At 68.2% G+C, this 25,068-nt stretch carries 25 protein-coding genes; 14 read left to right on the top strand and 11 right to left on the bottom strand.

The genetic code is table 11. The annotated features are described in order from the left end of the window. Positions 1 to 229: 229 nt before the first annotated feature. Entirely contained in the window at positions 230 to 1,318 is a 1,089-nt protein-coding gene (locus VHD82_RS33350; RefSeq protein WP_325712944.1) for a PA containing protein, read from the bottom strand. A 207-nt stretch (positions 1,319 to 1,525) separates the two neighbouring features. Here VHD82_RS33350 and VHD82_RS33345 point away from each other — a divergent pair, with 207 nt between their 5' ends. Both VHD82_RS33345 and VHD82_RS33340 read left to right on the top strand, forming a co-directional pair. After that, complete coding sequence (locus VHD82_RS33345; RefSeq protein ID WP_325712942.1) at positions 1,526 to 2,620, top strand: adenosine deaminase; 1,095 nt, start codon at positions 1,526 to 1,528, stop codon at positions 2,618 to 2,620. Between the two features lie 132 nt (positions 2,621 to 2,752). Continuing rightward, positions 2,753 to 3,949 carry an MFS transporter gene (locus tag VHD82_RS33340; RefSeq protein ID WP_325712940.1) on the top strand — a complete coding sequence of 399 codons (1,197 nt, stop codon included), beginning with the start codon at positions 2,753 to 2,755 and terminating at the stop codon, positions 3,947 to 3,949. Here the strand turns inward: VHD82_RS33340 and VHD82_RS33335 are convergent. Beyond that, complete coding sequence (locus tag VHD82_RS33335) at positions 3,924 to 4,286, bottom strand: MerR family transcriptional regulator (protein ID WP_325712937.1); 363 nt, start codon at positions 4,284 to 4,286, stop codon at positions 3,924 to 3,926. The two genes, VHD82_RS33340 and VHD82_RS33335, sit on opposite strands and share 26 nt — an antisense overlap. 67 nt (positions 4,287 to 4,353) lie before the next feature. On the opposite strand from VHD82_RS33335, the gene VHD82_RS33330 reads away from it, so the two are divergent. Then, positions 4,354 to 5,079: an amidohydrolase family protein gene (locus tag VHD82_RS33330; RefSeq protein WP_325712935.1), complete on the top strand. Its 726-nt coding sequence runs from the start codon at positions 4,354 to 4,356 to the stop codon at positions 5,077 to 5,079. A gap of 66 nt (positions 5,080 to 5,145) precedes the next feature. Here VHD82_RS33330 and VHD82_RS33325 read toward each other — a convergent pair whose 3' ends face one another. After that, a complete protein-coding gene (locus tag VHD82_RS33325; protein WP_325712933.1) occupies positions 5,146 to 6,423 on the bottom strand; it encodes a primosomal protein in 1,278 nt (425 codons plus the stop codon). A 107-nt stretch (positions 6,424 to 6,530) separates the two neighbouring features. Here VHD82_RS33325 and VHD82_RS33320 point away from each other — a divergent pair, with 107 nt between their 5' ends. After that, positions 6,531 to 9,035: a DEAD/DEAH box helicase gene (locus tag VHD82_RS33320; RefSeq protein WP_325712931.1), complete on the top strand. Its 2,505-nt coding sequence runs from the start codon at positions 6,531 to 6,533 to the stop codon at positions 9,033 to 9,035. A 62-nt stretch (positions 9,036 to 9,097) separates the two neighbouring features. Here the strand turns inward: VHD82_RS33320 and VHD82_RS33315 are convergent, their stop codons facing one another. Beyond that, entirely contained in the window at positions 9,098 to 9,769 is a 672-nt protein-coding gene (locus VHD82_RS33315) for a hypothetical protein (RefSeq protein WP_325712928.1), read from the bottom strand. Between the two features lie 197 nt (positions 9,770 to 9,966). Here VHD82_RS33315 and VHD82_RS33310 point away from each other — a divergent pair, with 197 nt between their 5' ends. Continuing rightward, positions 9,967 to 11,238: a cytochrome P450 gene (locus VHD82_RS33310; protein ID WP_325712926.1), complete on the top strand. Its 1,272-nt coding sequence runs from the start codon at positions 9,967 to 9,969 to the stop codon at positions 11,236 to 11,238. Here the strand turns inward: VHD82_RS33310 and VHD82_RS33305 are convergent. Next, positions 11,228 to 12,184 (bottom strand): sugar-binding transcriptional regulator, encoded by a 957-nt coding sequence (locus VHD82_RS33305; RefSeq protein WP_325712924.1) that lies wholly within the window; start codon positions 12,182 to 12,184, stop codon positions 11,228 to 11,230. The genes VHD82_RS33310 and VHD82_RS33305 overlap by 11 nt on opposite strands. Positions 12,185 to 12,306: 122 nt before the next feature. Here VHD82_RS33305 and VHD82_RS33300 point away from each other — a divergent pair, with 122 nt between their 5' ends. The 4 genes from VHD82_RS33300 to VHD82_RS33285 are packed head-to-tail and all read left to right on the top strand — an operon-like array spanning position 12,307 to position 16,394. Further along, the gene (locus tag VHD82_RS33300) at positions 12,307 to 13,311 is read left to right on the top strand and encodes a zinc-dependent alcohol dehydrogenase family protein (RefSeq protein WP_325712922.1); all 1,005 of its coding nucleotides are present in this window, start codon (positions 12,307 to 12,309) and stop codon (positions 13,309 to 13,311) included. Further along, positions 13,304 to 14,644, top strand: coding sequence for a sugar ABC transporter substrate-binding protein (locus tag VHD82_RS33295; protein WP_325712919.1), 1,341 nt, complete (start codon positions 13,304 to 13,306; stop codon positions 14,642 to 14,644). Before VHD82_RS33300 ends, VHD82_RS33295 begins: the two co-directional genes overlap by 8 nt. Beyond that, positions 14,641 to 15,570, top strand: a complete 930-nt coding sequence (locus VHD82_RS33290) for a sugar ABC transporter permease (RefSeq protein ID WP_325712917.1) — start codon at positions 14,641 to 14,643, stop codon at positions 15,568 to 15,570. Before VHD82_RS33295 ends, VHD82_RS33290 begins: the two co-directional genes overlap by 4 nt. After that, on the top strand, positions 15,567 to 16,394 hold the full coding sequence (locus VHD82_RS33285) for a carbohydrate ABC transporter permease (protein WP_325712915.1): 828 nt from the start codon (positions 15,567 to 15,569) through the stop codon (positions 16,392 to 16,394). Before VHD82_RS33290 ends, VHD82_RS33285 begins: the two co-directional genes overlap by 4 nt. Position 16,395: 1 nt before the next feature. On the opposite strand, the gene VHD82_RS33280 is transcribed toward VHD82_RS33285, so the two are convergent. Together VHD82_RS33280 and VHD82_RS33275 are read right to left on the bottom strand one after the other, a co-directional pair. Continuing rightward, complete coding sequence (locus VHD82_RS33280; RefSeq protein WP_325712913.1) at positions 16,396 to 16,587, bottom strand: ferredoxin; 192 nt, start codon at positions 16,585 to 16,587, stop codon at positions 16,396 to 16,398. Between the two features lie 82 nt (positions 16,588 to 16,669). Next, a complete protein-coding gene (locus VHD82_RS33275) occupies positions 16,670 to 17,752 on the bottom strand; it encodes a cytochrome P450 (protein ID WP_325712911.1) in 1,083 nt (360 codons plus the stop codon). Between the two features lie 209 nt (positions 17,753 to 17,961). Here VHD82_RS33275 and VHD82_RS33270 point away from each other — a divergent pair, with 209 nt between their 5' ends. Continuing rightward, positions 17,962 to 18,600, top strand: a complete 639-nt coding sequence (locus VHD82_RS33270) for a helix-turn-helix domain-containing protein (RefSeq protein WP_325712908.1) — start codon at positions 17,962 to 17,964, stop codon at positions 18,598 to 18,600. On the opposite strand, the gene VHD82_RS33265 is transcribed toward VHD82_RS33270, so the two are convergent. The 4 genes from VHD82_RS33265 to VHD82_RS33250 are packed head-to-tail and all read right to left on the bottom strand — an operon-like array spanning position 18,597 to position 22,435. Next, entirely contained in the window at positions 18,597 to 19,451 is an 855-nt protein-coding gene (locus VHD82_RS33265) for an aldehyde dehydrogenase family protein (RefSeq protein ID WP_325712906.1), read from the bottom strand. The genes VHD82_RS33270 and VHD82_RS33265 overlap by 4 nt on opposite strands. Next, complete coding sequence (locus tag VHD82_RS33260) at positions 19,444 to 20,877, bottom strand: aldehyde dehydrogenase family protein (RefSeq protein ID WP_325713464.1); 1,434 nt, start codon at positions 20,875 to 20,877, stop codon at positions 19,444 to 19,446. Before VHD82_RS33260 ends, VHD82_RS33265 begins: the two co-directional genes overlap by 8 nt. Beyond that, positions 20,874 to 21,824 carry a deoxyribose-phosphate aldolase gene (gene deoC / locus VHD82_RS33255; RefSeq protein WP_325712904.1) on the bottom strand — a complete coding sequence of 317 codons (951 nt, stop codon included), beginning with the start codon at positions 21,822 to 21,824 and terminating at the stop codon, positions 20,874 to 20,876. Before deoC ends, VHD82_RS33260 begins: the two co-directional genes overlap by 4 nt. Before the next feature lie 11 nt (positions 21,825 to 21,835). After that, positions 21,836 to 22,435, bottom strand: a complete 600-nt coding sequence (locus tag VHD82_RS33250; protein ID WP_325713462.1) for a DUF1707 domain-containing protein — start codon at positions 22,433 to 22,435, stop codon at positions 21,836 to 21,838. Positions 22,436 to 22,513: 78 nt separating this feature from the next. On the opposite strand from VHD82_RS33250, the gene upp reads away from it, so the two are divergent. The 4 genes from upp (at position 22,514) to VHD82_RS33230 (ending at position 24,932) form a co-directional block, all read left to right on the top strand. Further along, positions 22,514 to 23,137: a uracil phosphoribosyltransferase gene (upp, locus tag VHD82_RS33245; RefSeq protein WP_325712902.1), complete on the top strand. Its 624-nt coding sequence runs from the start codon at positions 22,514 to 22,516 to the stop codon at positions 23,135 to 23,137. 79 nt (positions 23,138 to 23,216) lie between these two features. Further along, a complete protein-coding gene (locus VHD82_RS33240) occupies positions 23,217 to 23,657 on the top strand; it encodes a YbaB/EbfC family nucleoid-associated protein (protein ID WP_325712900.1) in 441 nt (146 codons plus the stop codon). Positions 23,658 to 23,664: 7 nt separating this feature from the next. Further along, complete coding sequence (locus VHD82_RS33235) at positions 23,665 to 24,027, top strand: type VII secretion target (protein ID WP_325712897.1); 363 nt, start codon at positions 23,665 to 23,667, stop codon at positions 24,025 to 24,027. Beyond that, complete coding sequence (locus VHD82_RS33230; protein WP_325712894.1) at positions 24,024 to 24,932, top strand: hypothetical protein; 909 nt, start codon at positions 24,024 to 24,026, stop codon at positions 24,930 to 24,932. The genes VHD82_RS33235 and VHD82_RS33230 overlap by 4 nt, the downstream gene beginning before the upstream one ends. The last annotated feature ends 136 nt before the right edge of the window (positions 24,933 to 25,068 follow it).

Raw genomic sequence — 25,068 nt, 5'->3', positions numbered from 1 at the left:
GCCCCAATCCGCGCAGTGTTCAACGGTCGCCGCACCGTGTCAAGGCGGGAAAGATGCCTTGACACGGCACGTCGACCGCTGAAAGCGCTGGGGATCGGTTCGGGGGAGGGGTGTGGGCGGGGGTGGTTGTGGCGGTTGCGTTGCCGGGTGCGGAAGCGCTTTCTGGTCGGCAAAAAAGAAGGTGCCCTCCCGCCATTGTGGGAGGGCACCTCGTGTGGGGACCGGCGCCTTACGACTCGCTCGGCTCGTCGGTGTCGGGCTTGCCGTTCTTGACCTCGGCGGCCTTGGGCGCACGGCCGTTGCGGGCGCGGCGCGGCTGGCGCGGGGCCGGGGGCGGCGGCGCGATCTGCGGCACCGCCGGGCCGCCGCCGAGCATCAGCTCCGCGAAGGTGGCCATCGCCTCGTCGAGCTGGCCGCCGATGCGCCGCTCGGAGTCCTCGTTGTGCTTGCGCACCAGCGAGCTGACCTCGTCGGAGTCGGGGCGGCTGGACAGGGTGCCCTCGACCCGGTTGAACCCGCTCTTGACCGAACCGCCGAGATCGCCGAACTGGGCGGTGACCCCGTCCTCGACCTTGTCGATCCGGCTGCCGAGGTCGTCGAGCCGGTTGGTGATCTGCTCCAGCCGGTTCGACAGGGTGTCGAGCCGCTCGGAGTCGTCCAGCATCTCGCCGGTCTCTTCCAGCGTGGTGCGGACGGCCTGGCTGGTGGAGTCGATCCGCTCGCGGGTGGCGTTGTCCATCTCCTCGACGCGGGCCTTGAGGCCGGCGTCCGCGGCCTCGACGCGCTCGCGGAGGGTGGACTCGGCGCGGTCGATGCGCTCGTTGACCGGGCCGTGCACGGACTGGGGCAGCGCGTCGATCTTGCTGTCCTGCTTGTCCAGGTGCCCGTTCAGCTCGTCGAGCCGCCGGTGGATGTTCTGCAGCTTGTCCTCGAGCCCGTCCATCCGCCCCGCGACACCCTCGAACCGGGCGGCGACGCCGTCGAGCCTGCCGTCGAGCTGCGCGAACGGCTTGGCCAGCTTGTCGACGATGCTCTCCACCGCGCGGGCGAGATCCGCGATCGCGTTGTCCTGGGCTTCGAGCTTGGACATCGCCTCGTCCAGCCGCTCGGCCAGCACGCCGACCTCGGTGCGGTCCGGCAGCTCGGAAAGCCGCTTGCGGACGGCGCCGAGCGAGTCCACCGGGGCCAGCCGGGCATAGATGTCGTCGAGCGCGTCGAAGATCTGCTGCTGCTCGCTCTCCCGGACTTCGGCCGCGCGCACCAGCATGTTGCGCATCCGGTCGAAGGACGGAGCTCCAATGTGATTGTCAGTGGTCACTTCGATGTCCTTCGTCGGCGGGGAAAGAAGGGACGTGGGCCGAAGCTTAACCATTGCGAAATTGCTCTGGGTATCGCCCCCGTAAAGGCTGGCCCGCGACGGCCGACACCGATGGCCCAATACCGCCCCGTGCACGGAAGCTGAGGGTTAGGTCGAGGCTGAGAGTTGCGCGGCCATGTAGGTGACCGGCGTGGGTACGGTGGCTTCATGTCGTCTGTCATTCCACCGCTGACCTTGGCCTCCATCCGGAGCGTGCCCAAGGTGTTACTCCATGATCACCTGGACGGTGGCCTGCGTCCGGGCACCGTGATCGAACTGGCCGAGGCCACCGGGTATGGTGCGCTGCCCACCACCGACGTCGAAGAACTCGGTTCGTGGTTCCGCGAGGCGGCCGATTCGGGGTCGCTGGAGTCCTATCTGGAGACCTTCGCCCACACCTGTGGCGTCATGCAGACCGAAGAAGCCCTGGTCAGGGTGGCTGCGGAGTGCGCGGAAGACCTCGCTGCCGACGGCGTCGTGTACGCCGAAGTGCGCTACGCGCCGGAGCTCTTCTCGGAGCAGGGCCTGTCGCTGGACGCGGTCGTCGAGGCCGTCCAGGCGGGGTTTGCAGAGGGTGAGCGTCGAGCCCGTGAGCAGGGAAAAAACATCCGAATGGGTACTCTTTTATGTGCGATGCGTCAGCACGCTCGAGCCCAGGAGATCGCCGAAGTCGCTGTCCGTTACCGCGACCACGGGGTGGTCGGGTTCGACATCGCGGGACCGGAGGCCGGATTTCCGCCCACCCGGAATCTCGACGCATTTGAATACCTGCGGACGAACAATGCACATTTCACCATTCATGCGGGCGAAGCGTTCGGACTCGCGTCAATTTGGGAAGCCATTCAACATTGCGGCGCGGAACGGCTCGGGCACGGCGTCCGTATTGTCGACGACATCAAATCGGGCCCGGATGGAAGTGTCGAACTCGGCAGGCTGGCCGGCTACGTCCGGGACCGGCGCATCCCGCTCGAGATCTGCCCGTCGTCGAACGTGCAGACCGGTGCCGCCGCGTCGATCGCCGATCATCCCATCGGGCTACTGGCCCGTTTGCGCTTCCGGGTGACCGTCAACACGGACAACCGGCTGATGAGCGGCTGCACCGTCTCGAGCGAGTTCGCGACGCTGGCCGAGACCTTCGGCTACGGCTGGGCGGACCTGCGCTGGTTCACGATCAACGCGATGAAGTCGGCGTTCATTGATTTCGACCAGCGGCTCGACTTGATCGACAACGTGATCAAACCAGGGTACGAACGTCTCATCTGAGCCTCGCCGGACTTTCCCGCTCACGCCCTTCCCGTACGCGGGAGGGGCGTTTTTGTGTGCGGAAAACGCTTGCCCTTGCTTAGCTTCCGCAAGTAAGGTCCAAGATGTAAGACGAGGTTCTCATATAATGGGATGGTCACGATGAGTCAGCTGGTGCGGCCGGATACGGGGAGCAAGCGGCGCTGGGGGATCCTCGGCCTCGGGCTCGCCGCGCAGGCTTCCAGCTGCACCTTCCTCTACGGCGTCCCGTTCCTGGTGCCCGAACTGCAGGCAGCCGACGGGCTGACGCTGGCCGAAGCGGGCGCGGTCGTCGCCGCGCCGTCCATCGGGCTGCTGTTCACGCTGATCGCCTGGGGCGCGGCTGCCGACCGCTACGGCGAGCGCCTGGTGATGACGCTCGGGCTGAGCGGCGCGGGGTTGCTGGTGCTGATCGCGGGGATCACTTCGCCTTCGCTCGGGGTGCTGTTCGCCCTGTTGTTGCTGGCGGGCGCTTGCGGCGCTTCGGTGAACGCGGCCAGTGGCCGGGTGGTGATGGGCTGGTTCGCGCCCGCCGAACGCGGGATGGCGATGGGCATCCGGCAGACGGCGCAGCCGTTGGGCGTCGGCATCGCCGCGGTCGCGCTGCCGCCGCTGGCGCGGCACGGCGGTTTTCATGCCGCGATGCTGTTCCCCGGGATCTTCTGCCTGGTGGTCGCGGGCCTCGTCGGCTGGCTGGTGCTCGATCCGCCGCGGCCGGAGAAGAAGCCGGGGGCGGCCAAGGCAGTGTCCCCGTACCGGAAGCCGGCGTTGTGGCGGCTGCACGGCGCGAGCGCGCTGCTGGTGGTGCCGCAGTTCGCGATCTCCGCGTTCGCCCCGGTATACCTGGTCGCTTCGCACCACTGGAGTCCGTTGACGGCGGGCTGGTTCCTGGCGGCCGTGCAGGTGCTTGGCGCGGGTGGACGGCTGGCGTCCGGTTACTGGTCCGACAAGGTAGGCAGCCGGCTGCGCCCGATGCGGCAGCTGGCGGTGGCGAGCGCGGGCGCGATGTTGCTGGTCGCGCTCGGCGACGTGACGTGGTTGTGGCTGGTGCTGATCGCGCTGGTGCTGGCGGCCGTGATCAGCGTGGCGGACAACGGGCTCGGCTTCACCGCGTCGGCCGAACTGGCGGGCACCGCGTGGGCCGGGCGTGCGATGGGGGCGCAGAACACGGCGCAGAACATCGCGTCCTCGCTGACCCCGCCGATGCTCGGGCTGGTGATCGGCGATTCGCGCTACGCACTGGCCTTCTGCGTCGCCGCGGTGTTCCCGATGCTGGCCATCCTGCTCACGCCGGTTCACGCTGAGGAGTGAGCGTGTCCATGGTCTGGACCAGTAGCGCACGGGTTGACGCGAGGTCGGCGGCCTGACGGTCCAGATCGGACAGCCGGGAACGGAGCGTGTCGAGTACGCCGGGACAGGCGGTCAGCGAGCCGTCCGGGTTGGCGCAGCCGATGATGTGCCGGATCAGGCGCGTCGGCAGGCCCGCGTCGAGCAGCATCCGGATCTTGCCGACCACCTGCTCGGCGTCCTCGTCGTATTCGCGGTAGCCGTTGCTCCGGCGCTGTGCGCTGAGCAGGCCGACGCGTTCGTAGTAGCGCAGCAGCCGCACGCTGGTCCCGCTCCGGCGGGCGAGTTCACCGATCAGCACGATTTGACCTTCCAACGGTGTCAGGGATCAACACTCGGAGCGGACATCCGATTCCCGGGGAGAACCCTTGATCATCGACGCGCACAGCCACGTGCACGACCCGCTCGCCGACCACCTCGCGCTGCTCGACGAGGCCGGTGTCGACAAGACGATACTGTTCCCGACCCGGCCGCATCCCGAACGGGCCCGCGACCTCGCCGGGCTCAAGCTGGAGATGGCGGCTCTGCAGCGCGCATTGTCCGGGCGGCAGGACGGCTACGCGGCCGCGATCGAGGAATGGGAGAGCGCGCTCGCCGCGTATCCCGACCGGTTCATCGGCTTCGCGTCGGCGCTCGACCGCGCGGAGCTGCGCGGTATCGGCGAACTCACGCCGCCGCCGGACGAGGCCGCGAGTATCGAGCCGATGCTGCGCGCCGCCGCGGACCGCGGCGGGATTCCCGTTGTGGTGCACGGCGCCGCGCCCACCACGGCGAAGGACCTGCGCACCCTGGCCGAACTCGCCCGGCGCTACCCGCGGGTGCCGTTGGTGGTGAGCCAGCTCGGCGGACTGCACTGGATGGACGCGATCGAATACGTCCGGGACAACCCGAGCATGTACCTCGAACTCTCCACGGCGAGCATCGTCTTCGCCGTGCGGCTGGCCATCACGGAACTGCCCGAACGCGCGCTCTTCGGATCCGACGCGCCCTACGGTGACCCCGTGCTCGCCAGGGCCACCGTCGAACGCGTCACCCGCCCCGGCGAGGTGCGAGACCTCGTGCTGGGCGGGAACGCCTTCCGTCTCATTTCCTAGCGGCGGAGCCGCTTGCGGTGGGCCGTCGGCTTGCACCGCCAAGCAAGCCGTGTCCGGCAGTCCGATTTAGTGGACGCGTAGGCGGTTTTCGAAGGACTCCACGAGCTTGCGCCACTCGCTCTGCTCGGTGTCGAACGGCGCGCTCGGCGCGAGCCGGTTGGGGTCCGGGCGCAATACGAAGGAAACCAGCCAGCCGAGACTCTCCGAAGTGGACAGTGCGGCGGACACGCTCTCGTCACCGGCCCAGTCGGCCGCGTCGGTGAGCAGCTCCACCGCCAGCTCCAGCTGTGTCGGGTCGATCGCGTCCGTGCCCTCGGCGAGGTCTTCGTCGAGGGCGGCCAGCACGTAGGTGTTGTCCGAGTCGACCTCGATCTCCAGTTCGCCGGCGGTGGCCTTCGTCAGCACCTCGTCCCAAGTGGACACTTCGGCCAGGTCGGTGTCGGTGAACTCGGTGCTGTCGGCCAGTTTCCTGGCCAGCGTCCGTGGCGAGGTCCAGACATCGATGCGGCCGTCGTGGCCGAGGAAGATCGGCTCGTCGTCGAGGTAGCACCGCAGCGTGTAGTACTCCTTGTCGGCGGTGACGATCTTGATCGGGTCGATGCCGACCTCGCCCCAGAACCCGACCGGGGCGTCCTCGTCCTCTTCGTCTTCGTCGGCTTCGGCGTCGGACTCGGTGTTCTCCAGATCGGAGTCCAGATCCTCGTCGCCGTCCTTGACGCCGGCTTCCGCCTCCGCGGACTCCTCCAGGAAGGCAGCCAGCTCCTCGGCCGTCTGCTCCAGCAGCGTCGCGTCGACGTCGGGCACCGTGACGAGCGAGTCGATCGCGTCCAGCACGGTGTCCCATTTCTCGGACACCGCCTCGGACAGGTCGGTCCACAGGCGCTCGCCCTCGCGGCCGGTGAACGGCAGCCGCCCCTGCTCCAGCAGCGAGAAGCCTTCGGTGGCGTCGAGGACCTCGTGCACCTCTTCCAGTTCGCACACGTCGGCGAGCGAGCGCACGATGCCGACGATCTCGGCCAGCTCGCTGATGGTCCACGAATCCGGGTCTTCGGCCACCAGCTCCGGCACGCCGACCAGGTCGTAGGAGTGGTCGTCGTCCGGGATCAACTCCGGCACGTTCAGCGCGGGCACCACGTGCCACGCCGGGTGGTCGATGAGGTCGTGCTGCTCGGCCGTCCGGACGAAGGCGGCCAGATGCGCGGCGTCGGGGAACGCGTAGAGATCGTCCTCGTCACCGAGGAACGCTTCCCACTCCTCACCGTCCTCCCGCCAGCGCGGGGCCCAGAGGGTGACCAGGTCCCCCTGCGGCAGCCCGAGTTCGATCGGGACGATGTCCTGTGCCATGCCAGCCCTCCGGATTACACCTGTGTGTGCGAAAGCCTACGGGTTTGCGGGTCCTGCTGCGATGGGCCCCATGACTGCTGCGCCGGGGATGGCACGATGGGGACATAATGACACTCGCAGATCTCCTACCAGCGGATCCTGATCCCGACACGCTCTTCGAAACGTTCTCGGCCTGGACGGCCGAGCGCGGCCTGGAGCTGTACCCGGCCCAGGAGGAGGCGCTGATCGAGGTCGTATCCGGGGCGAACGTCATTCTGTCCACCCCGACGGGGTCCGGGAAAAGCCTGGTCGCGGTGGGTGCGCACTTCACCGCGATGGCCCACGGTAAGCGCAGTTACTACACAGCGCCGATCAAGGCGCTGGTGTCGGAGAAGTTCTTTTCGCTGATCGAGATCTTCGGCGCGGAGCACGTCGGCATGATGACCGGCGACTCGAGCGTGAACCCGGACGCGCCGATCATCTGCTGCACCGCGGAAATCCTGGCGAACATGGCGTTGCGGTTCGGTGCCGAGGCGCCGGTCGGCCAGGTGGTCGCGGACGAGTTCCACTTCTACTCCGAGCCGGATCGCGGCTGGGCGTGGCAGGTGCCGCTGATCGAGCTGCCGCAGGCACAGTTCGTGCTCATGTCGGCCACGCTGGGCGACGTGTCCTTCTTCGAAAAGGACTTGACCAGGCGCACCGGCCGGGCCACCGCGGTGGTCACTTCCGCGGAGCGGCCTGTCCCGCTGACGTACCGCTACGCGCTGACGCCGCTGCACGAGACCATGTCGGAGCTGCTCCACGGCGGGCAGGCCCCGGTCTATGTGGTGCATTTCTCCCAGGCGGCAGCGGTCGAGCGCGCCCAGGCGCTGATGAGCATCAACGTCACGACGCGCGCGGAGAAGGACGCGATCGCCGAGATGATCGGCGAGTTCCGCTTCTCCGCGGGGTTCGGCAAGGCCCTGTCGCGTTTGGTGCGGCACGGAATCGGCGTGCATCACGCGGGCATGTTGCCGAAGTATCGCCGTCTTGTCGAGCAGCTGGCGCAGGCGGGTCTGCTGAAGGTGATCTGCGGGACCGACACACTGGGCGTCGGCATCAACGTGCCGATCCGCACGGTGGTCTTCTCCGCGCTGACCAAGTACGACGGCGTGCGCCAGCGGCATCTGAAGGCGCGTGAGTTCCACCAGATCGCCGGGCGTGCCGGCCGGGCGGGGTACGACACCGACGGCTACGTCGTGGTGCAGGCGCCGGATCACGTGGTGGAGAACGCGAAGGCGCTGGAGAAGGCAGGCGACGACCCGAAGAAGAAGCGCAAGATCGTGCGCAAGAAGGCGCCGGAGGGGTTCGTCAACTGGACGGAGAGCACCTTCGACCGGCTGATCGCCTCGCCGCCGGAGCCGCTCACGTCGAGCTTCCGCGTCAGCCATTCCATGCTGCTCAACGTGATCTCCCGGCCGGGCAACGCGTTCGAGCACATGCGGCACCTGCTGGAGGACAACCACGAGGACCGGCCCGCGCAGCGCAGGCACATCCTGCGCGCGATCGCGATCTACCGCGCGTTGCTCGCGGCCGGCGTGGTCGAGCGGCTCGACGAGCCCGACGAGGAAGGCCGCACCGTCCGGCTCACCGTGGACCTGCAGTTCGATTTCGCTTTGAACCAGCCGCTTTCGCCGTTCGCGCTGGCCGCGATCGACCTGCTGGACACCGAGTCACCGGTGTACCAGCTGGACGTCGTGTCCGTTATCGAGTCCACAGTGGACGATCCGCGCCCGGTGCTGTCGCAGCAGCAGTTCAAGGCGCGCGGCGAAGCGGTGGCCGCGATGAAGGCCGAGGGGATGGAATACGACGAGCGGATGGCACTGCTCGACGAGGTGACCTATCCCAAGCCGCTGGAGGAGTTGCTGAACGCGGCGTACGAGACGTATCGCGGCGGCCATCCGTGGGTGGCGGATTACCAGCTGTCGCCGAAGTCCGTGGTGCGCGACATGTACGAGCGCGCGATGAACTTCGTGGAGTACGTCAATTTCTATTCGCTCGCCCGGTCCGAAGGGCTGGTGCTGCGCTACCTCGCCGACACCTACGACGCGTTGCGCCACACGGTGCCGGACGAGGCGAAGACCGAGCCGCTGCAGGATCTGATCGCGTGGCTCGGTGAACTGGTGCGGCAGGTGGACTCCAGCCTGCTCGACGAGTGGGAAGCGTTGCGGCACCCCGGCGACGAGGCCGCGCACGCGCCTTCGCTACCCGAAGGGCCGCCACCGGTCACCGCGAACGAGCGTGCTTTCCGTGTGCTGGTAAGGAATCAGCTGTTCCGCCGGGTCGAGCTGGCGGCGCGGCGGGCGTTCGAGGAACTGGGTGCGCTGGACGCGGGTTCCGGCTGGGACGCGGTCGAATGGGAGGCCGCGCTGGAGGAGTACTTCGAGGAGCACGCCGAACTCGGCATCGGCCCCGACGCGCGCGGCCCGCAGCTGCTGATCATCGAGAAGGAGCCGGAGATCTGGCGGGTGCGCCAGATCTTCGACGATCCGGCGGGCGATCACGACTGGGGCATCAGCGCCGAGGTCGACCTCGCGGCGTCCGACGAGGCGGGCTCCGCCGTCCTTCGCGTCACGGCCGTCGACCGGCTCTGACCGGCTCGGCGTTGTTGCCGGGTGCGCCCAGGTCGGGGCTGGGCGCACCCGGCATGTCGCCGTCAGACGCGGCGGTGCCCACCCTCTGGCGTGTCACCGGTCTGTGGCGGGGCTTGGTCGGGCTGCTGTGCCGGGCGGCCGGGCCCCTGTTCCCAAGGGCGGCGCTGCCGCGGTTCGGCGGTCGGCGCGGCGGTCGGCCAGTCGTGGCCGGGGCGCGCCTGCTCGGGTGCCACGGGGTGCAGCTGCTCGTAGCCAGGGCCCGCCGGGCGCGGCTGCGCCGGGTGTCCAGGCTGTGCGGGAGCGCCGGGGTACGGCTGCTCCTCGCCCGCGTGCCGCCCGGCGGGGTAAGGCTGCTCGTGTGTGGGCGCGGGACCGGCGAGCGCCGGGTCGTCGTCGTAGTACGCCGCGTCCGAATCCGGGCCGGGGCGTTCACTCATCACCGGGTAGTTGTCCAGCGGGCTGGCGACGTTCGGGTTCGCCCGCCGGCGCGGGCGGAGTTCCGGCGGGGTCTGGCTTTCGGGCTGTTTACGCGGAATCAGTCCGAGCAAACCGAGCAGACCGAACAACCCCAGCAACCCCCAGGCGCCACCGTGCTCGTCGGTCACCGAGGCCGCCGACACGCCGGACGACCCGACCGCGTCGGCCGACGCGGCGACATCGGCGATAGCGGGGCCCAGTGGCAGGACCACACCCAGCAGCGCCGCCGTGATCCACCGGCGCGCCTTGTTCGACATGTGACCACCACTCCCGTTCGGCTGGGCGTCCGAAGCCTCTACCCGGGCAGGCTCCATGGCCATCCGGGCACGCCGGGAAAGTCCGGTTCCTCACCTGACCGGGTGGCGGTTACCACCGGCTCGGGGGACGGGCGGTGTGGCCGAGGGCGCAGTTGTCTACGACCGGTGACTAGGGGCGATCCGTGTAGCATCCGGGCATGACCGATCTTCGCTCGCGCGTGGTCGCGTACCTGGGGCGCAGATACATCGAAAGAAAGCAGAAAAAGGGCGTCGACCTCCTTTCGCTGCTGCCCGAGTCCACGCTGATGCCGTTGAAACGCAACGGATTGGATCCGGTCCCCGACCTGGCGGCCGCTCGCGAGAACAACCCCGTGAGCAGGCTCAAACTGCCGTTCGGGCTGCGGGCCTGGCTCGTCAGCGGATACGACGAGGCCAAGGATGTCCTGGCGAAGGCCGGCTCGTTCAGCAACGACTACACCAACCTGGTCGGCACCGCGGCCATGTCGGCCGACCAGAACCCGGGCGGCCTCGGTTTCGCCGACCCGCCGGACCACACCCGGCTGCGCAAACTGCTGACGCCGGAATTCACTATGCGCCGGCTGTCCAGGCTCACCCCGCGAATTCATCAGATCGTCAACCAGCAGCTGGACGAGATGGCGGCCACCGACGGGCCGGTGGATCTCATGCAGGCCTTCGCCTTCCCGATCCCGTCGCTCACGATCTGTGAACTGCTCGGCGTCTCCTACGAGGACCGCGCGGACTTCCAGCGGTTGAGCACAGTGCGTTTCGACCTCTTCGCCGGTGCCGGCGCGTCCTTCGGCGCCATTTCGGAATCGCTCACCTATCTGCTCGAGATCGTCAAGAAGCAGCGGGAATCCCCGGGCGACGGGCTGCTCGGCATGTTGGTCAAGGAGCACGGCGACGAGATCGACGACCGTGAGCTGGCCGGGCTCGCCGACGGGGTGCTGACCGGTGGCCTGGAAACCACGGCGAGCATGCTCGCGCTCGGCGCGATCGTGTTGCTGCGCGACCGGGCCACGTTCGAGCGGGTACGGCAGGACGACGAGGCGATCAACGGGTTCGTCGAGGAGCTGCTGCGGTATCTGACCGTGGTGCAGGCGGCGTTCCCGCGGTTCGCCAAGGAGGACATCGAGATCGGCGGCGAGCGGATCGCCAAGGGGGACATCATGTTCGTGTCGCTCAGCGGCGCGAACCGGGACCCGGAACTGGGCGACGGCATGGAGAACTTCGACGCCGCGCGTGAGCCCGCGCAGCATCTGGCGTTCGGCTGGGGCGTGCACCGGTGTATCGGCGCGGAGCTGGCGCGGATGGAGCTGCGCACCGCGTATCCCGCGCTCGTCCGGCGGTTCCCGGAGATGCGGCTCGCGGTGGCCCCGGAGGAGCTGCCCTACCGGCAGACTTCGGTGGTCTACGGCGTGGACAACCTGCCCGTGCTGCTCAATTCCTGAGGCGTGGCAAGCGTTCCGCCGCCGCGGTGTCGGTGATCAGCGTGGACACCATGCCCGAGCGCAGCACCACGTCGATCGCCTCGGCTTTCGGCGCGGTGTAGCCGAGCGCGATCACATCGGGCACCCGTAACAGTTCCTCGGTGCTGATCGCGAGCACATGGTGCGCGAGCCCGGTGGACATCGGTTTGCCGTCCCCGTCGAACAACCGGGCCGCCACTTCGGCTTTCGCGCCGCGCTCGGTGATCGCGCGGCGCTCGGCCGGTGCCACCGCGTCGTACACGGTGGACTCGCCCGGCAGCCACGCGCCGATGCTCACCACGGCCTTGGTCAGCGCACCGAACTGGCCGAAGGTTTCCGCGATTCCCGGCTGCCGCCGCAGGATCTCGGTGGTGCGCCGGTCCGGCAGCACGAGCGGGCCGAAGATCGGGTACGCGTCGCCGCCGGAGATGTCGGCGAGCCGGCGCACCGTCTCCACCCCGCGGTCGTGCATGTCCATCCCGGCCTGTACCCCGCACAGCTGCACCACCGGGCATTTCGGGAACTTGCCCACCGACTCGATCATCACGTTCACCGAGCGCGCCCACGCGACGCCGAGCACATCCTGCTCGGTGACGATCTCGGCGACCAGCATGGCCGCGAGCGCGCCGATGCGCCGCCGCACAGCGGGCCGGTCGCCTGCGCTGGCCGCTCGATCGAGCACGAACACCTGGTTCAGCCCGTAGGCCGAGCGCACCTCGTCGGACAGCTTGACGTCCACCGGCACCGGCAGCTCGAACTCCACCCGCACCAGGCCCGATTCCCTTGCCCAGTCGAGCATGCGGGCCACCTTGAACCGGCTGATGCCGAACTCGTCCGCGATCTCCACCTTCGACTGGCCCGCCAGGTAGAACCGGTGCGCCAGCAGGGCCGCCGTCATCGTCTCGGCAAGATCCCGGTGAGTGCTCATATGAGCACTATAGCGGGTCACCTGTTGACGGGTTAAGCACGAAAGTCCTCTAATGCTGGGAGCGTGCAGGTAGACACAGTGTCGTGATGCGCTCGTTTGAGCGCGGGGAGAGGTGAGCCGGAGTGCGGGCGGCGATCATTGACCAGCCGGGTTCGATCAGGGTCGGCGAAGTACCCGATCCCGCGCCGGGCGAACGGCAGGTGGTGATCAAGGTCGGTGCCTGCGGAATCTGCGGCACGGACCTGCACATCGCCGATGGGCATTTCCCGCCGACCCCCTATCCGATCGTGCCCGGCCACGAGTTCGCCGGCGAGATCGTGGAGCTCGGGCCGGACGTGCCGGGCGGCTGGCAGGTCGGGGACCGCGTCGCCGTCGACCCGTCGCTGTTCTGTGGTTACTGCGACCCGTGCCGGGCCGGGCACGGCAACCTCTGCGAGAACTGGGGCGCCACCGGCGACACCGTCGACGGTGCCTTCGCCGAATACGTGGCCGTCCCGTCCGCCAACTGCTACCGGCTGCCGGACAACCTGAGCTGGCAGGAGGGCGCGCTCGTCGAGCCGGTTTCGTGTGCGGTGCACGGGGTCCGGCGCATCGGCGTGGAGGCGGGCGAGCACTTTCTCGTGGTCGGCGCCGGGACCATGGGGCTGATCATGCAGCAGCTGCTGCAGCGCGCCGGTGCCCGCGTCACGATGGTCGACCGCAACTCCGGGCGCCTGCCGCGAGCCAAGGAGCTGGGCGCGCACGAGATCGCCACCGATGTGTCCGAATTGGACGGTGAGCGGTTCGATGCGTCGGTGGACTGCACCGGTGCCGCGCCCGCGATGGAGGCGGCCTTCGACGCGCTGCGCCGCGGCGGCCGCTTCCTGGTCTTCGGGGTCGCGCCCGCGCAGGCCCGGATCGCGCTTTCCCCGTTCCGGATCTACAACGACGAGATCACCGTCGTGGGGTCGATGGCCGTGCTGCACAGCTACGGTGCCGCACTCGATCTGGTCGCCTCGGGTGCCATCGACACCAAGGCGCTGCTCACCGACACGCTCCCGCTGAACAAATTCGGCGACGCGCTGGACCTCATGCGCAGCGGCGCCGGCCTGAAGGTGCAAGTCCTGCCAGGAGGAGAGCATGCGTAAACGACTCGCCCTGCTCGCCGTCGCCCTGTTACTCACCCTGACCGGCTGTGCCGGCGCGGGCGAGATCGGCGCGGGCGGCCGCACACTCGTGATCGGCATCGTGTCCAACCCGCAGATGAACGACGCGATCTCGCTCGCGGGCCAGTTCGAGGCCGCGAACCCCGGGATCAAGCTCAAGTTCGTCTCGCTGCCGGAGAACCAGGCGCGGGCGAAGATCACCTCCTCGGTCGCCACCCAGGGCGGTGAGTTCGATGTGGTGATGATCAGCAACTACGAGACCCCGCAGTGGGCGGCCAACGGCTGGCTGGAGAACCTGCAGCCCTACATCGGTGCCACCCCGGGCTACGACGAGAGCGACTTCATCCCGAGCATCAAGGATTCCCTTTCCTACCAAGGGAACATGTACGCGGTCCCGTTCTACGGCGAGTCCTCGTTCCTGGCCTACCGCAAGGATCTCTTCGAAAAGGCCGGGCTGACCATGCCCGCGCACCCGACCTGGCAGCAGATCTCCGACTTCGCCGCCAAGCTGGACGACAAGAACGCCGGTATCTCCGGGATCTGCCTGCGCGGCAAGCCGGGCTGGGGCGAGAACCTCGCCCCGTTCGACACCGTGGCCAACACCTTCGGCGCCCGCTGGTTCGACAAGGACTGGAACGCGCAGCTGACCTCGCCGGAGTTCAAGGAAGCCGCGAACTTCTACGTGAACCTGCTGCGGCAGCATGGCGAGGTCGGTGCCTCCAGCGCCGGGTTCTCCGAATGCGGCACGCGCTACGCACAGGGGCAGGCGGCGATGTGGTACGACGCCACCGTCATGGCGGGCACCAACGAAGACCCCGACAGCAGCAAGGTCGTCGGCAAGTCCGGTTACGTCGCCGCCCCGGTGGACCAGACCAAGGCCAGCGGCTGGCTGTACACCTGGTCGCTGGCGATTCCCAAGGTGGCCAAGGACAAGGACGCCTCCTGGGCCTTCCTGAACTGGATGACGAACAAGCAGTTCGTGCAGACCGTCGGCCAGACCTACGGCTGGAACCGGGTGCCTCCGGGCTGCCGTCTGTCCACTTACGACATTCCGGCGTACAAGGATGCCGCGAAGGCATACGCACAACCCACTTTGGACGGTATCGACGCCGCGCGGGAAAGCGACGTGCGGACGCAGCCGGTGCCCTACACCGGTATCCAGTTCGTCGGTATCCCGGAGTTCCAGGACCTGGGCACCCGGGTCAGTCAGGAGCTCTCCGCCGCCATCGCCGGGCAGATCACCGTGGACGAGGCGCTGGAACAGTCGCAGAAATACGCGCAAACCGTCGGCGATTCCTACCGGGAGCAGAAATGACCGCGGTCGCAGAAACCCTCGGCAACCAACGGACGAGTACGGCCAGGGCGGCATCGAGAAAGCGAGGCGGCTGGGCCCGGCGCGGCCCGCTGCTGCCCGCCCTGCTGTTCACCGTCGTCGTCACGCAGATCCCGTTCATCGTCACGGTGATCTACTCGTTCCAGTCCTGGAACCTCGTGCGGCCCGGCTCGTCGCATTTCGTCGGGCTGCGGAACTACATCGACGTCTTCGCCGACACGCAGTTCCGCACCGCGCTGCTGAACACCGTGCTGATCACGGCGATCTGCGTGATCGTGGCGCTGGTGCTCGGCCTGGCGCTCGCGATGTTGCTGGACCGCAAGTTCCTCGGCCGCGGCGTGGTGCGCACGTTGCTGATCACCCCGTTCCTGATCCTGCCCGCGGCGGGCGCGCTGCTGTGGAAGACCACGATGTTCGACCCGACCTACGGGCTGCTGAACTTCGTGTTCGGCGGGGAAACCGACTGGCTCTCGGAGTTCCCGCTGGCGTCGGTGATGACGCAGATCGTGTGGCAGTGGACGCCGTTCATGATGCTGCTGATCCTGGCCGGCCTGCAGAGCCAGCCGCGTGACGTACTCGAAGCCGCGCAGGTGGACGGCGCCGGTCGCTGGCGCACGTTCACGTCGATCACGATTCCGCATCTTTCGCGGTATCTGCAGCTGGCCACGCTGCTCGGCGCGATCTACATCGTGAACAGCTTCGACGCGATTTTCCTGATGACACAAGGCGGTCCGGGCACCGCGAGCACGAACCTGCCGTACTACATCTACCAGCGGGCCTTCCAGGGCTTCGACGTCGGCCAGTCCTCGGCCATGGGCGTGGTCACGGTGGTGCTCACGCTGATCGTCGCCACCTTCGCACTGCGCCTGATGTTCCGCACCTTCGACGTGAGCAGGGGGATCAAGTGACCACCACCGCGCAACGCAAGCTCGGTCCCGCTTCGCTGACCGTAGTCACCTGGATCATCGCGATCCTGTTCGTGTTCCCGCTGATCTGGATGGTGGTGACGTCCTTCAAACAGGAGGCCGACGCCTACACCGATCCGCCGAAGCTGTTCTTCAGCCCGACACTGTCCCAGTTCGCGAGCATCTTCGAGCGAGGTTTCCTGCCGTACCTGGCCAACTCCGCGTTCGTCACGGTGATCTCGACGCTGATCGTGCTGGCGCTGGCCGTGCCCGCGGCGTACGCGCTTTCGCTCGCGCCGGTGCCGAAGACCAGCAACGTGCTCGGGTTCTTCCTGTCCACCAAGATGTTGCCGATCGTGGCGGCGATCATCCCGCTCTACGTGATCTCGCAGAAGGTGCAGCTGCTGGACAACGTGTGGGCGCTGATCATCCTGTACACCGCGATGAACCTGCCGCTGGCGATCTGGATGATGCGCTCGTTCTTCCTCGAGGTGCCGACGGAGATGATCGAGGCGGGCCGGGTGGACGGCGCGCAGCTGCCGACCCTGCTGTCCAAGGTGATCCTGCCGGTGGTCGCGCCCGGGATCGCGGCCACCGCGCTGATCTGCGTGATCTTCTCGTGGACCGAGTTCTTCTACGCGGTCAACCTCACCGCCGCCCGGGCGGGCACCGTGCCGGTGTTCCTCGTCGGCTTCATCACCAGCGAGGGTCTTTACTGGGCGCAGCTTTCCGCCGCCGCCCTGCTCGCCTCGCTGCCGGTGATGATCGTCGGCTGGATCGCGCAGAACCACCTCGTCCGCGGCCTTTCGATGGGCGCGGTGAAGTAGCTCAATCCTCTTTCAGGGACAGGGCCTGGCTGGGGCAGATGTTCACTGCCTCCCGGGCCTTGTCGATGTCCAGGGGTTCTTCGACCAGCACGATGACCGTGCCGTCGTCTTCGCTCTGGTCGAACGTCTCCGGGTCGGTCAGCACGCACTGGCCTGCGCCGACGCAGACGTCCTTGTTGGCGATGATTCGCATGGGGCCTGCCTACTGTGTTTGTCCGAGGCGCGCAAGCGGTCCTTCCCGCAGCGCTTCTTCCGCGCGCTCGCTGCGTGCGGTCCTACCAGGTGACGGGAAGCTCGTACAACCCGTAAATGTTGGCGTCGTCCTTGAACGGCAGCTCGTCGACCGGGGTCGCCAGCCGCAGTCCGGGAATCCGCCGGAACAGGGTGTCGAAGACGATCTGCAGTTCCATCCTCGCGAGGTTCTGCCCGAGGCACTGGTGCGCCCCGAACCCGAAGGCCACGTGGTTGCGCGCGCCGCGGCCGAGGTCCAGGTCGTCGGCGTGGTCGAACACCTCCGGGTCCCGGTTCGCGGTGTTGGCCAGCCCGACCACGCCCTCGCCCCGGTGGATCGTGACCCCGCCGATCTCCACGTCCTCGACGGCGACCCGCGACGTGGCGAACTCGGCGATCGTGAAGTAGCGCAACAGTTCCTCGACCGCGCTCGGCGTCTTCGACGGGTCCGCGCGCAGTTCGGCCAGCTGGTCGGGGTGTTCGAGCAGGGTCATGGCGCCCAGCGAGATCATGTTCGCGGTCGTCTCGTGCCCGGCAATGAGCAGCAGGAAACCGAGCGCGACCACTTCCTCCCGGTCATCGGACTTCGCCAGCTGCCGGGTGAGCAGGTCGTCGCCCGGCTCGTTTTCCTTGCGCTCCAGCAGATCACGCAGGTACCCGCGCAGTTCCTCGACGCACGCCTGGCGTTCCTCGGCCGGGGTGGTGCGCCGCAGCAGGCGGCTGGAGCGCGACTGGAAGAACTCGTGGTCGGCGTAGGGCACGCCGAGCAGTTCGCAGATCACCAGCGACGGCACCGGCAGGGAAAGCGCTTGCACGAGGTCGGCGGGCTTCGGGCCGGCGAGGATCGCGTCGATGTGCTCGTCCACGATCTGCTGGATCCTCGGCTGTAGCGCGGCCATTCGCTTGACGGTGAACTCGCCGACGACCTCACGCCGGGCCGGGCCGTGTTCCGGCGGATCCATGCTGATCAGCGACGCGCGGAAGTTGGTGATCCGGCGCCGGCCGGTGAGCAGCAGCGGGAAGTTCGGGTTCTGCCGGTTCGAGCTGAACCGCGGATCGGTCAGCATCGCTCTGATGTCTTCGTGTTTCGTCAGCGCCCAGACCTCGTCCCCGCTGGGGAGGGTCACCCGGGAAACCGGCGCCTCCGCGCGTAGCCGGACGTGCTCGGCAGGCGGTGCGAAGGGGCAACTACGGGTAACGGGAAGTTCAGTAGCAGTGGTCACGGTTCCACCCCGATCCGTACAGAGAGTATTCGGACGAATACCTTCCACTTATGGGCACGCTACCGAAGCGGAAGCTTTTCGTCCACCTGCGCGCAGGATGCGACAATCCACCCATGACGGTGGATCCGGAGACACGGTTGCGCGCCGACGCACGCCGCAACCGCGATCAGATCCTGGCCGCGGCCAAGCGGATGTTCTCCGAAGACGGCCCCGACGCGCCGATGGAGGAGATCGCCCGCGCCGCCGGTGTCGGGGTCGGAACCCTCTACCGGCGGTTCCCGGACAGGGATGCGCTGATCCGCGCCGTCGCGCAGGACAACTTCGGCCGCGTGCTCACCGAGGCGCGGGCGGCCGCGGCGGAGGAGCCGACGGCGTGGGAAGCACTGGTGCGGCTGCTCAGCCACTCTCGCGAGCTCCAGCTGAGCGTGCGGTTGTCGATGTTGTCGGAGGAGGCGTGGGAGGTCATTCGCGACGATCCGGGTACGCGGGAGTTCCGGAACTCGATCCTCGAAGTGCTCGACGGCATCGTGCGCGCGGCGCAGCAGGAGGGCTCGCTGCGGGCCGATGTCGCCACCGGCGACGTGGCGATCGTGATCTCGCTGCTGCTGCACCGTTTGCCCGCCCGCATGGGTGAAACCGCGGAACTGATGCTCGAACGGATGCTGGCGCTACTCCTCGAAGGACTGCGAGCACGGCCGGGCTCGAAGCTGCCCGGCCGGCCCATCACCATCGCAGACGTGGATCCGCGCTAAACGCCCATCGTGTGCCACACGGTCTTCGTCTCCAGGAACTTCCGCAGCCGCGAGATGTCGGGCCGCTGCGTCCAGTCCGGCTCATCGGTCGGCACGGACAGCACGCGCTTCACCGTCCCGGCCGCTTCGCGCGCGAGAGCCGCGCGGTCCGACGCGCCGGTCGGGTCGAGGGCGTTCACGTCGCCGTGCGAAGCGAGCCACGGTCCCAGCTCGTCCGCGCTGCCGGTGAGGATGTTCGCCACCCCGCCCGGCAGGTCCGAAGTCGCCAGCACCTCCGACAACGTGATCGCCGGCAGTGGCCGTTCGCGACTGCTCACCACCACGGCGGTGCAACCCGTCGCGAGCACCGGCGCCAGCACGCTGACCAGCCCGAGCAGCGAAGACCGTTGCGGCGCCAGGATTCCCACCACGCCCGTCGGCTCCGGCACGCTGAACGAGAAGTACGGGCCCGCCACCGGATTGGCGGCCCCGAGCACGCTGGCGATCTTGTCCGTCCACCCGGCGTACCACACCCAGCGGTCGATCGCGGCGTCCACAATGGACGAACCACGACGGCCGCCCTCCGACGCTGCCACCTCGGCGACGAACTGGTCCCGCCGGCCCTCCAGCATCTCCGCGACCCGGTACAACACCTGCCCGCGGTTGTACGCCGTCGCACCCGACCAGCCCGGGAAAGCCTTGCGTGCGGCCGAAACCGCATCCCGGACGTCCTTGCGTGAGGCGTGCGCGGCGTTGGCGAGGAACTTGCCCTTGCCATCGGTCACCTCGTACACCCGGCCGCTTTCCGAGCGGGGAAACTTGCCGCCGATGAACAGTTTGTAGGTCTTCGCGACCGTGACCCGATCAGACATCGAGGTAACCCTCCAGTCCGGCGCGACCGCCTTCGCGGCCGAAACCCGATTCCTGGTATCCGCCGAACGGCGCCGCCGGATCGAAACGGTTGAACGTGTTGGCCCACACCACCCCGGCGCGCAACCGGTTCGCGATCGAGAGGATGCGCGAACCCTTGTCGGACCAGATTCCCGCGGACAGCCCGTACGGCGTGTTGTTCGCCTTGGCCACCGCCTCGTCCGGGGTGCGGAACGTGAGCACCGACAGCACCGGGCCGAAGATCTCCTCGCGGGCGATCCGCATCGACTGGTGCACGCCGGAGAACACCGTGGGAGCGAAGAAGAAACCGCGGTCGGGCACCGGGCACGGGCTGGTCCACCGGTGCGCGCCCTCGGCCTCACCGGACTCGGTCAGCTCCCGGATCTTCGCCAGCTGGCCGGCCGAGTTGACGGCGCCGACGTCGGTGTTCTTGTCGAGCGGATCACCGAGCCGCATCGTGGAGATCCGGTACCGCAGCTTGTCCAGCAGCTCGTCCACAATGGATTCCTGCGCGAGCAGCCGGGAACCGGCGCAGCACACGTGACCCTGGTTGAAGAAGATCCCGTTCACGATGCCCTCGACGGCCTGGTCCAGCGGCGCGTCGTCGAAGACGATGTTCGCCGCCTTCCCGCCCAGTTCAAGGGTGAGCTTCTTGGGCGTGCCGGCGACCTGGCGCTGGATCTGCTTCCCGACCCCGGTGGAACCGGTGAACGCGATCTTGTCGATGCCATCGTGCCCGACGAGCAGCTCCCCGACGTCGCCCGCGCCGGGCAGGATGTTCACCACGCCCGGCGGCAGCTCGGCCTGCTGGCAGATCTCGGCGAACACCAGTGCCGTCAGCGGCGTCGTCTCGGCGGGTTTCAGCACCACCGTGTTGCCCGTCGCGAGCGCGGGCGCGATCTTCCAGGCCAGCATCAGCAGCGGGAAGTTCCACGGGATGATCTGCCCGGCCACGCCCAGCGGCTTGGGATCCGGGCCGAACCCGGCGTAGTCGAGCTTGTCCGCCCAGCCCGCGTGGTAGAAGAAATGCGCGGCCACCGTCGGCAGATCGGAATCGCGGGATTCCTTGATGGGCTTGCCGTTGTCCAGTGTCTCCAGCACGGCCAGCTCGCGAGAACGCTCCTGGATCAGCCTGGCGATGCGGAACAGGTATTTCGCCCGCTCGCTGCCCGGCATCGGCCGCCACACCTTTTCGTAGGCGCGCCTCGCCGCCCGCACCGCGGCGTCCACATCGGACTGTGCGGCGGTGCCGACCTCGGCGAGGATCTCCTCGGTGGCCGGGTTGATCGTCTTGAGCGGCTCACCGGAGCCGTCGACGAATTCCCCGTCCACGAACGGCCGGTAGCTCGCCTTGAGGTTCGCCAGCTCCCGCGATTCCGGTGCGGGTGCGTACTCCCACGTCATCAGTCCACCGTCACATAGTCGGGGCCGCTGTAGTGGCCGTCGAGCTGGGTTCGCCGTTGCAGCACAAGGTCGTTGAGCAGGCTGGACGCGCCGAAGCGGAACAGTTCCGGGGTCAGCCACTGCTCGCCGGCCACCTCACGGACCGCGACGAGATAACGGATCGCGTCCTTGGTCGTGCGGATCCCGCCGGCGGGTTTCACGCCACGCAGCTCGCCGGTGGCGTCGAACCAGTCGTGCACCGCCTGCAACATCACGTGCGTCACCGGCAGGGTCGCGGCGGGTGAAACCTTGCCGGTGGAGGTCTTGATGAAATCGCCGCCGGCCAGCAGCGCCAGCCAAGACGCGCGCCGCACGTTGTCGTACGTGGCCAGCTCGCCCGTCTCCAGGATCACCTTCAGATGCGCGTCGCCGCAGGCTTCCTTGACCGCCTGGATCTCCTCGAACACCTGCCCGTAGCGCCCTTCCAGGAACGCGCCCCGGTCGATCACCATGTCGACCTCCGACGCGCCCGCCTCCACGGCCAATCCCACATCGGCGAGTTTCACGGCGCGGCTGGAGCGGCCGGACGGGAACGCGGTGGCGACGCTGGCGACACCGATCCCGGTGCCCTTCAGGTCTTCGACCGCGGTGGCGGCGAGGTCCGGGTACACGCAGACCGCCGCGACGTGCGGGGTGTCCGGGCGATCCGGGTCGGGGCGCTTCGCCTTCGCTGTCAGCCCGTGCACCTTGCCGTGCGTGTCGGCGCCTTCGAGCGTGGTCAGGTCGACCATCGAGATGGCCATGTCGATGGCCTGGAGTTTGGCCGCCTTCTTGATGCTGCGCGTGGCCAGGGACGCGGCCCTGGCCTCGACGCCGACTTGGTCCACGCCGGGCAGCCCATGCAGGAATCGGCGCAGGCCGGCGTCATCGCGGGTAGCGTCGGCCAGCCCGGCCGGGAGAGTGGTTGTCACAGTTTCGAAGCTTAGTTCTCCAGCCGCCGCTTGCGAGGCTTCCGGATGACCGTGACCGCACCCCAGAACGCGAACCCGGTCACCTTCAGCACCGGCGCGCCCGGCGGGGGAGTGGCGGCGACGGCGCCCTTGTTCACAGTGTCGAAAGCACCCATGAACCCGATGCCGTTCACGTCCACGATGATGTCGTCGGGCACGATGATGTCGATCCCGCCCATGATCGCCACCGCGGTGATAGTGGAATGGCGTTCGGCGAAACGGGCGTCGCGCAGGTCCATGTCCACGCCGCCCCAGAACGCGAAGCTGTTGTGGTTCGGCGGCACGACCCAGTTGCCCTTCCGGCTCGCCCCGGACATGACCGCGATCGACGTCTGCGATCCCGGGATCCCGCCGAGCCTGGTGTCCACCTCGTGCGAAGGGGCCGCCTGCACGGCGGCGCCGGGCGTGACGCCGGGCAGGTCGGCGATCGGCGGTTGCAGCTCGTCGAGCGTCTTCGCCGCGTACACCGTGTCCAGCCGCTCTTCCAGTTCCTGCACCGTGATCCGGCCCTCGGACAGGGCGTTGTGCAGGATCTGTGCCACCCGCTCGCGGTCGGCGTTGGAGGCCCGCATCCGCGGTGGTTCCGGGGTTTCTTCCGTCACACGGCAGAGCGTAGCGGGGAGCGGTCCTTGTCCGTACGGTATTGCGACATGAACGTGCAGGTCGTCGATCATCCGCTGGCGAAGGACAGGCTCTCGACCATGCGGGACGCCCGCACGGACAGCGCCGCCTTCCGCGCCGCGCTGCACGAGCTCACCGTGATGCTGATCTACGAAGCCACCCGCGAAGCACCGGTGCGGGCCGAGCGGATCCACACCCCGGTCGCGCGCACCGAGGGCTACCGGCTGGCGAACCCGCCGCTGCTGGTGCCTGTGCTGCGGGCCGGGCTGGGCATGGCCGACCAGGCGCACAAGCTGATCCCCGACGCGCAGATGGGTTTCGTCGGCCTGGCGCGGGACGAGGAGACGCTCCAGCCGACGCCGTACATGGAGTCGCTGCCGGAAACTCTCGCCGACAGGCCGGTTTTCGTGCTCGACCCGATGCTCGCCACCGGCGGTTCGATGGCCTACACGATCCGCCTGCTCACCGAGCGCGGCGCCACCGACGTCACCGCGATCTGCGCGCTCGCCGCGCCGGAAGGCCTCAAGCACCTGGAGGAGTCCGGCCTGCCGGTGCGCGTGGTCACGGCCTCGGTCGACGAGCGGCTGAACGATTCCGGGTTCATCGTGCCCGGACTCGGAGACGCGGGGGACAGGCAGTACGGCGCCCGCTGAGCGTGATGTAGCCGGGATGTAACCGCCGCTTCCTAACTTGCTGGACGTCCACAGATGTCCAGCCAGGGAGGCAACGGCGATGAGCACCGACCCCGCCGCGGCGGCACGGGAACGGCTGAACCGGATCGTCACCGAGGTCAACCGTGACCACGAGCGGTATATCGCCGTGCGGGCGGGAATCGAGAAGGCCGAGGCCACGGAAAGCACCGACGGCGGCGCGATCACCGTCACCGTCGGTTCGGCGGGCGAGCTGCGTGATCTCAAGCTGACCGACGGCGCGTTGCAGCTCGACGCCGCGCGGCTGGGCGTTCAGGTGGTGGCCGCGACCAAGCGCGCGCAGGCCCGGATAGCCGACCGCGTCCAGGAGATCGTGGCCGAAAACGTCCCATCGGACGATCTGCTCGGCCGCCAGATCGTGGCCAAGACGCGTGAACGGTTCCCCGACCCGGAACCGGAGCCCACGCACAGGCCGGCGCAGGCGGATCCCGAGGACTTCAGCACGCAGAGCTACCTGAAGTGAGGCGGCCATGACCCAGCCATTGCAGGTGGATCCGTCCCGGCTCGACAAGCACGCCGGCCATATCGCCGCGGTCGCCGACAAGACCGCGCAGGCCGCCGACGCCGCGAAACAGGTGACCCCGGGTGGTCTGGACAACGCGTACGGCGTGCTGTGCCAGTTCTTCGGACAGGCCATCGACACCGCGGGCCGGCTCGCGCAGGGCGTGCTGCAGGACACCACCGATGCCCTGCGCAAAACCCAGGAATCGATGAGCAGCGCCTCGCGGCAGTACACCGAACAGGAAGACGAAGCCATGGAGAAGCTGCACGAAATCGGCCGTGCGGTCGAGGATGTCGCGGTGCCCGTGCCCGGCAGGGGGAGGCCCCGGTGAGTGACGGCAACCCGCTCGTCGAACACGACGCGAGCTTCCATCTCGCCGACTACACCCCGGACGATCAGGCGCTGGCCGACGGCGACTACGCGAAGTTCGCCGGCAGCTATTTCACGGGCATGGACGACCCGGTCGCCTCCGACAGCAACGGCTGGCTCAAGGGCACCGGTCTGCCGGACGACACGATGAGCTACTGCAAGGACATCAAAAAGGGCGACTGGGCGAGCGCGGCCTTCGACGGCGCGGCCGTCGTGCTGGACGGCATCGGCTACGTCACCGACCCGATCGGTTCCGTGCTCAGCGGGCTGATCGGCTGGGCGATGGAGCACCTGAAACCGCTCAAGCTGATCATGGACGAGCTGACCGGCAACGGTGACACGGTCGCCGCGGTGGCCAAGACCTGGGGCAACATCAGCGACGCGCTGAAGCACGCGGCCGACGACTATGCGTCCGCCGTGATGACCGACGTCGCCGGTTCGTGGGCCGGCGGCGGGGCCGACGCGTATCGTGACGCCTCCGGCGAACTGCACGACGCGCTGGCCACGTGCGCGCTGATCGCCGACGCGATGCAGGCGCTCGTCGAGATCGCGGCCGAACTGGTGCAGACGGTGCACGACACGGTGCGCGACCTCATCGCGAGCACGCTGGCGACGCTGCTCGAAGACGCGATGGAGGCGCCGACGGGCCCGCCGGGCTGGGCACTGATCGCCGAAGAGTCCATCGGTTACATCTCCCGCCAATGCGGCAAGGGCGCCAAGCTGGTGGAGGCGTTGCTCAAGGTGCTCACCGACGGCTTCGGGCTGATCGGCCGGATGCTGACGACGCTGAACGAGGTGCGCAAAATCCTGCCGAAGATCATCGAGATCGCCAGGGACAGCGGCAAGATCGCGGCCGCTCCCGGATAGTGGTCGCCACGGACAAGCCTGTGGGACGCCCGGGTTTCACCGGTAGCGGGCCCACGGCTGCTCGCTGCGGCCGGTACGCAGGTCGTCGAGCCGCTTTCGCAGCTCTGCCCGCACTTCCGGATGACTGCGCAGGATG

It is taken from the genome of Amycolatopsis sp. (assembly GCF_035546795.1).
Lineage (GTDB): Bacteria > Actinomycetota > Actinomycetes > Mycobacteriales > Pseudonocardiaceae > Amycolatopsis_E.
This window is presented reverse-complemented; position numbering and strand designations above follow the sequence as displayed.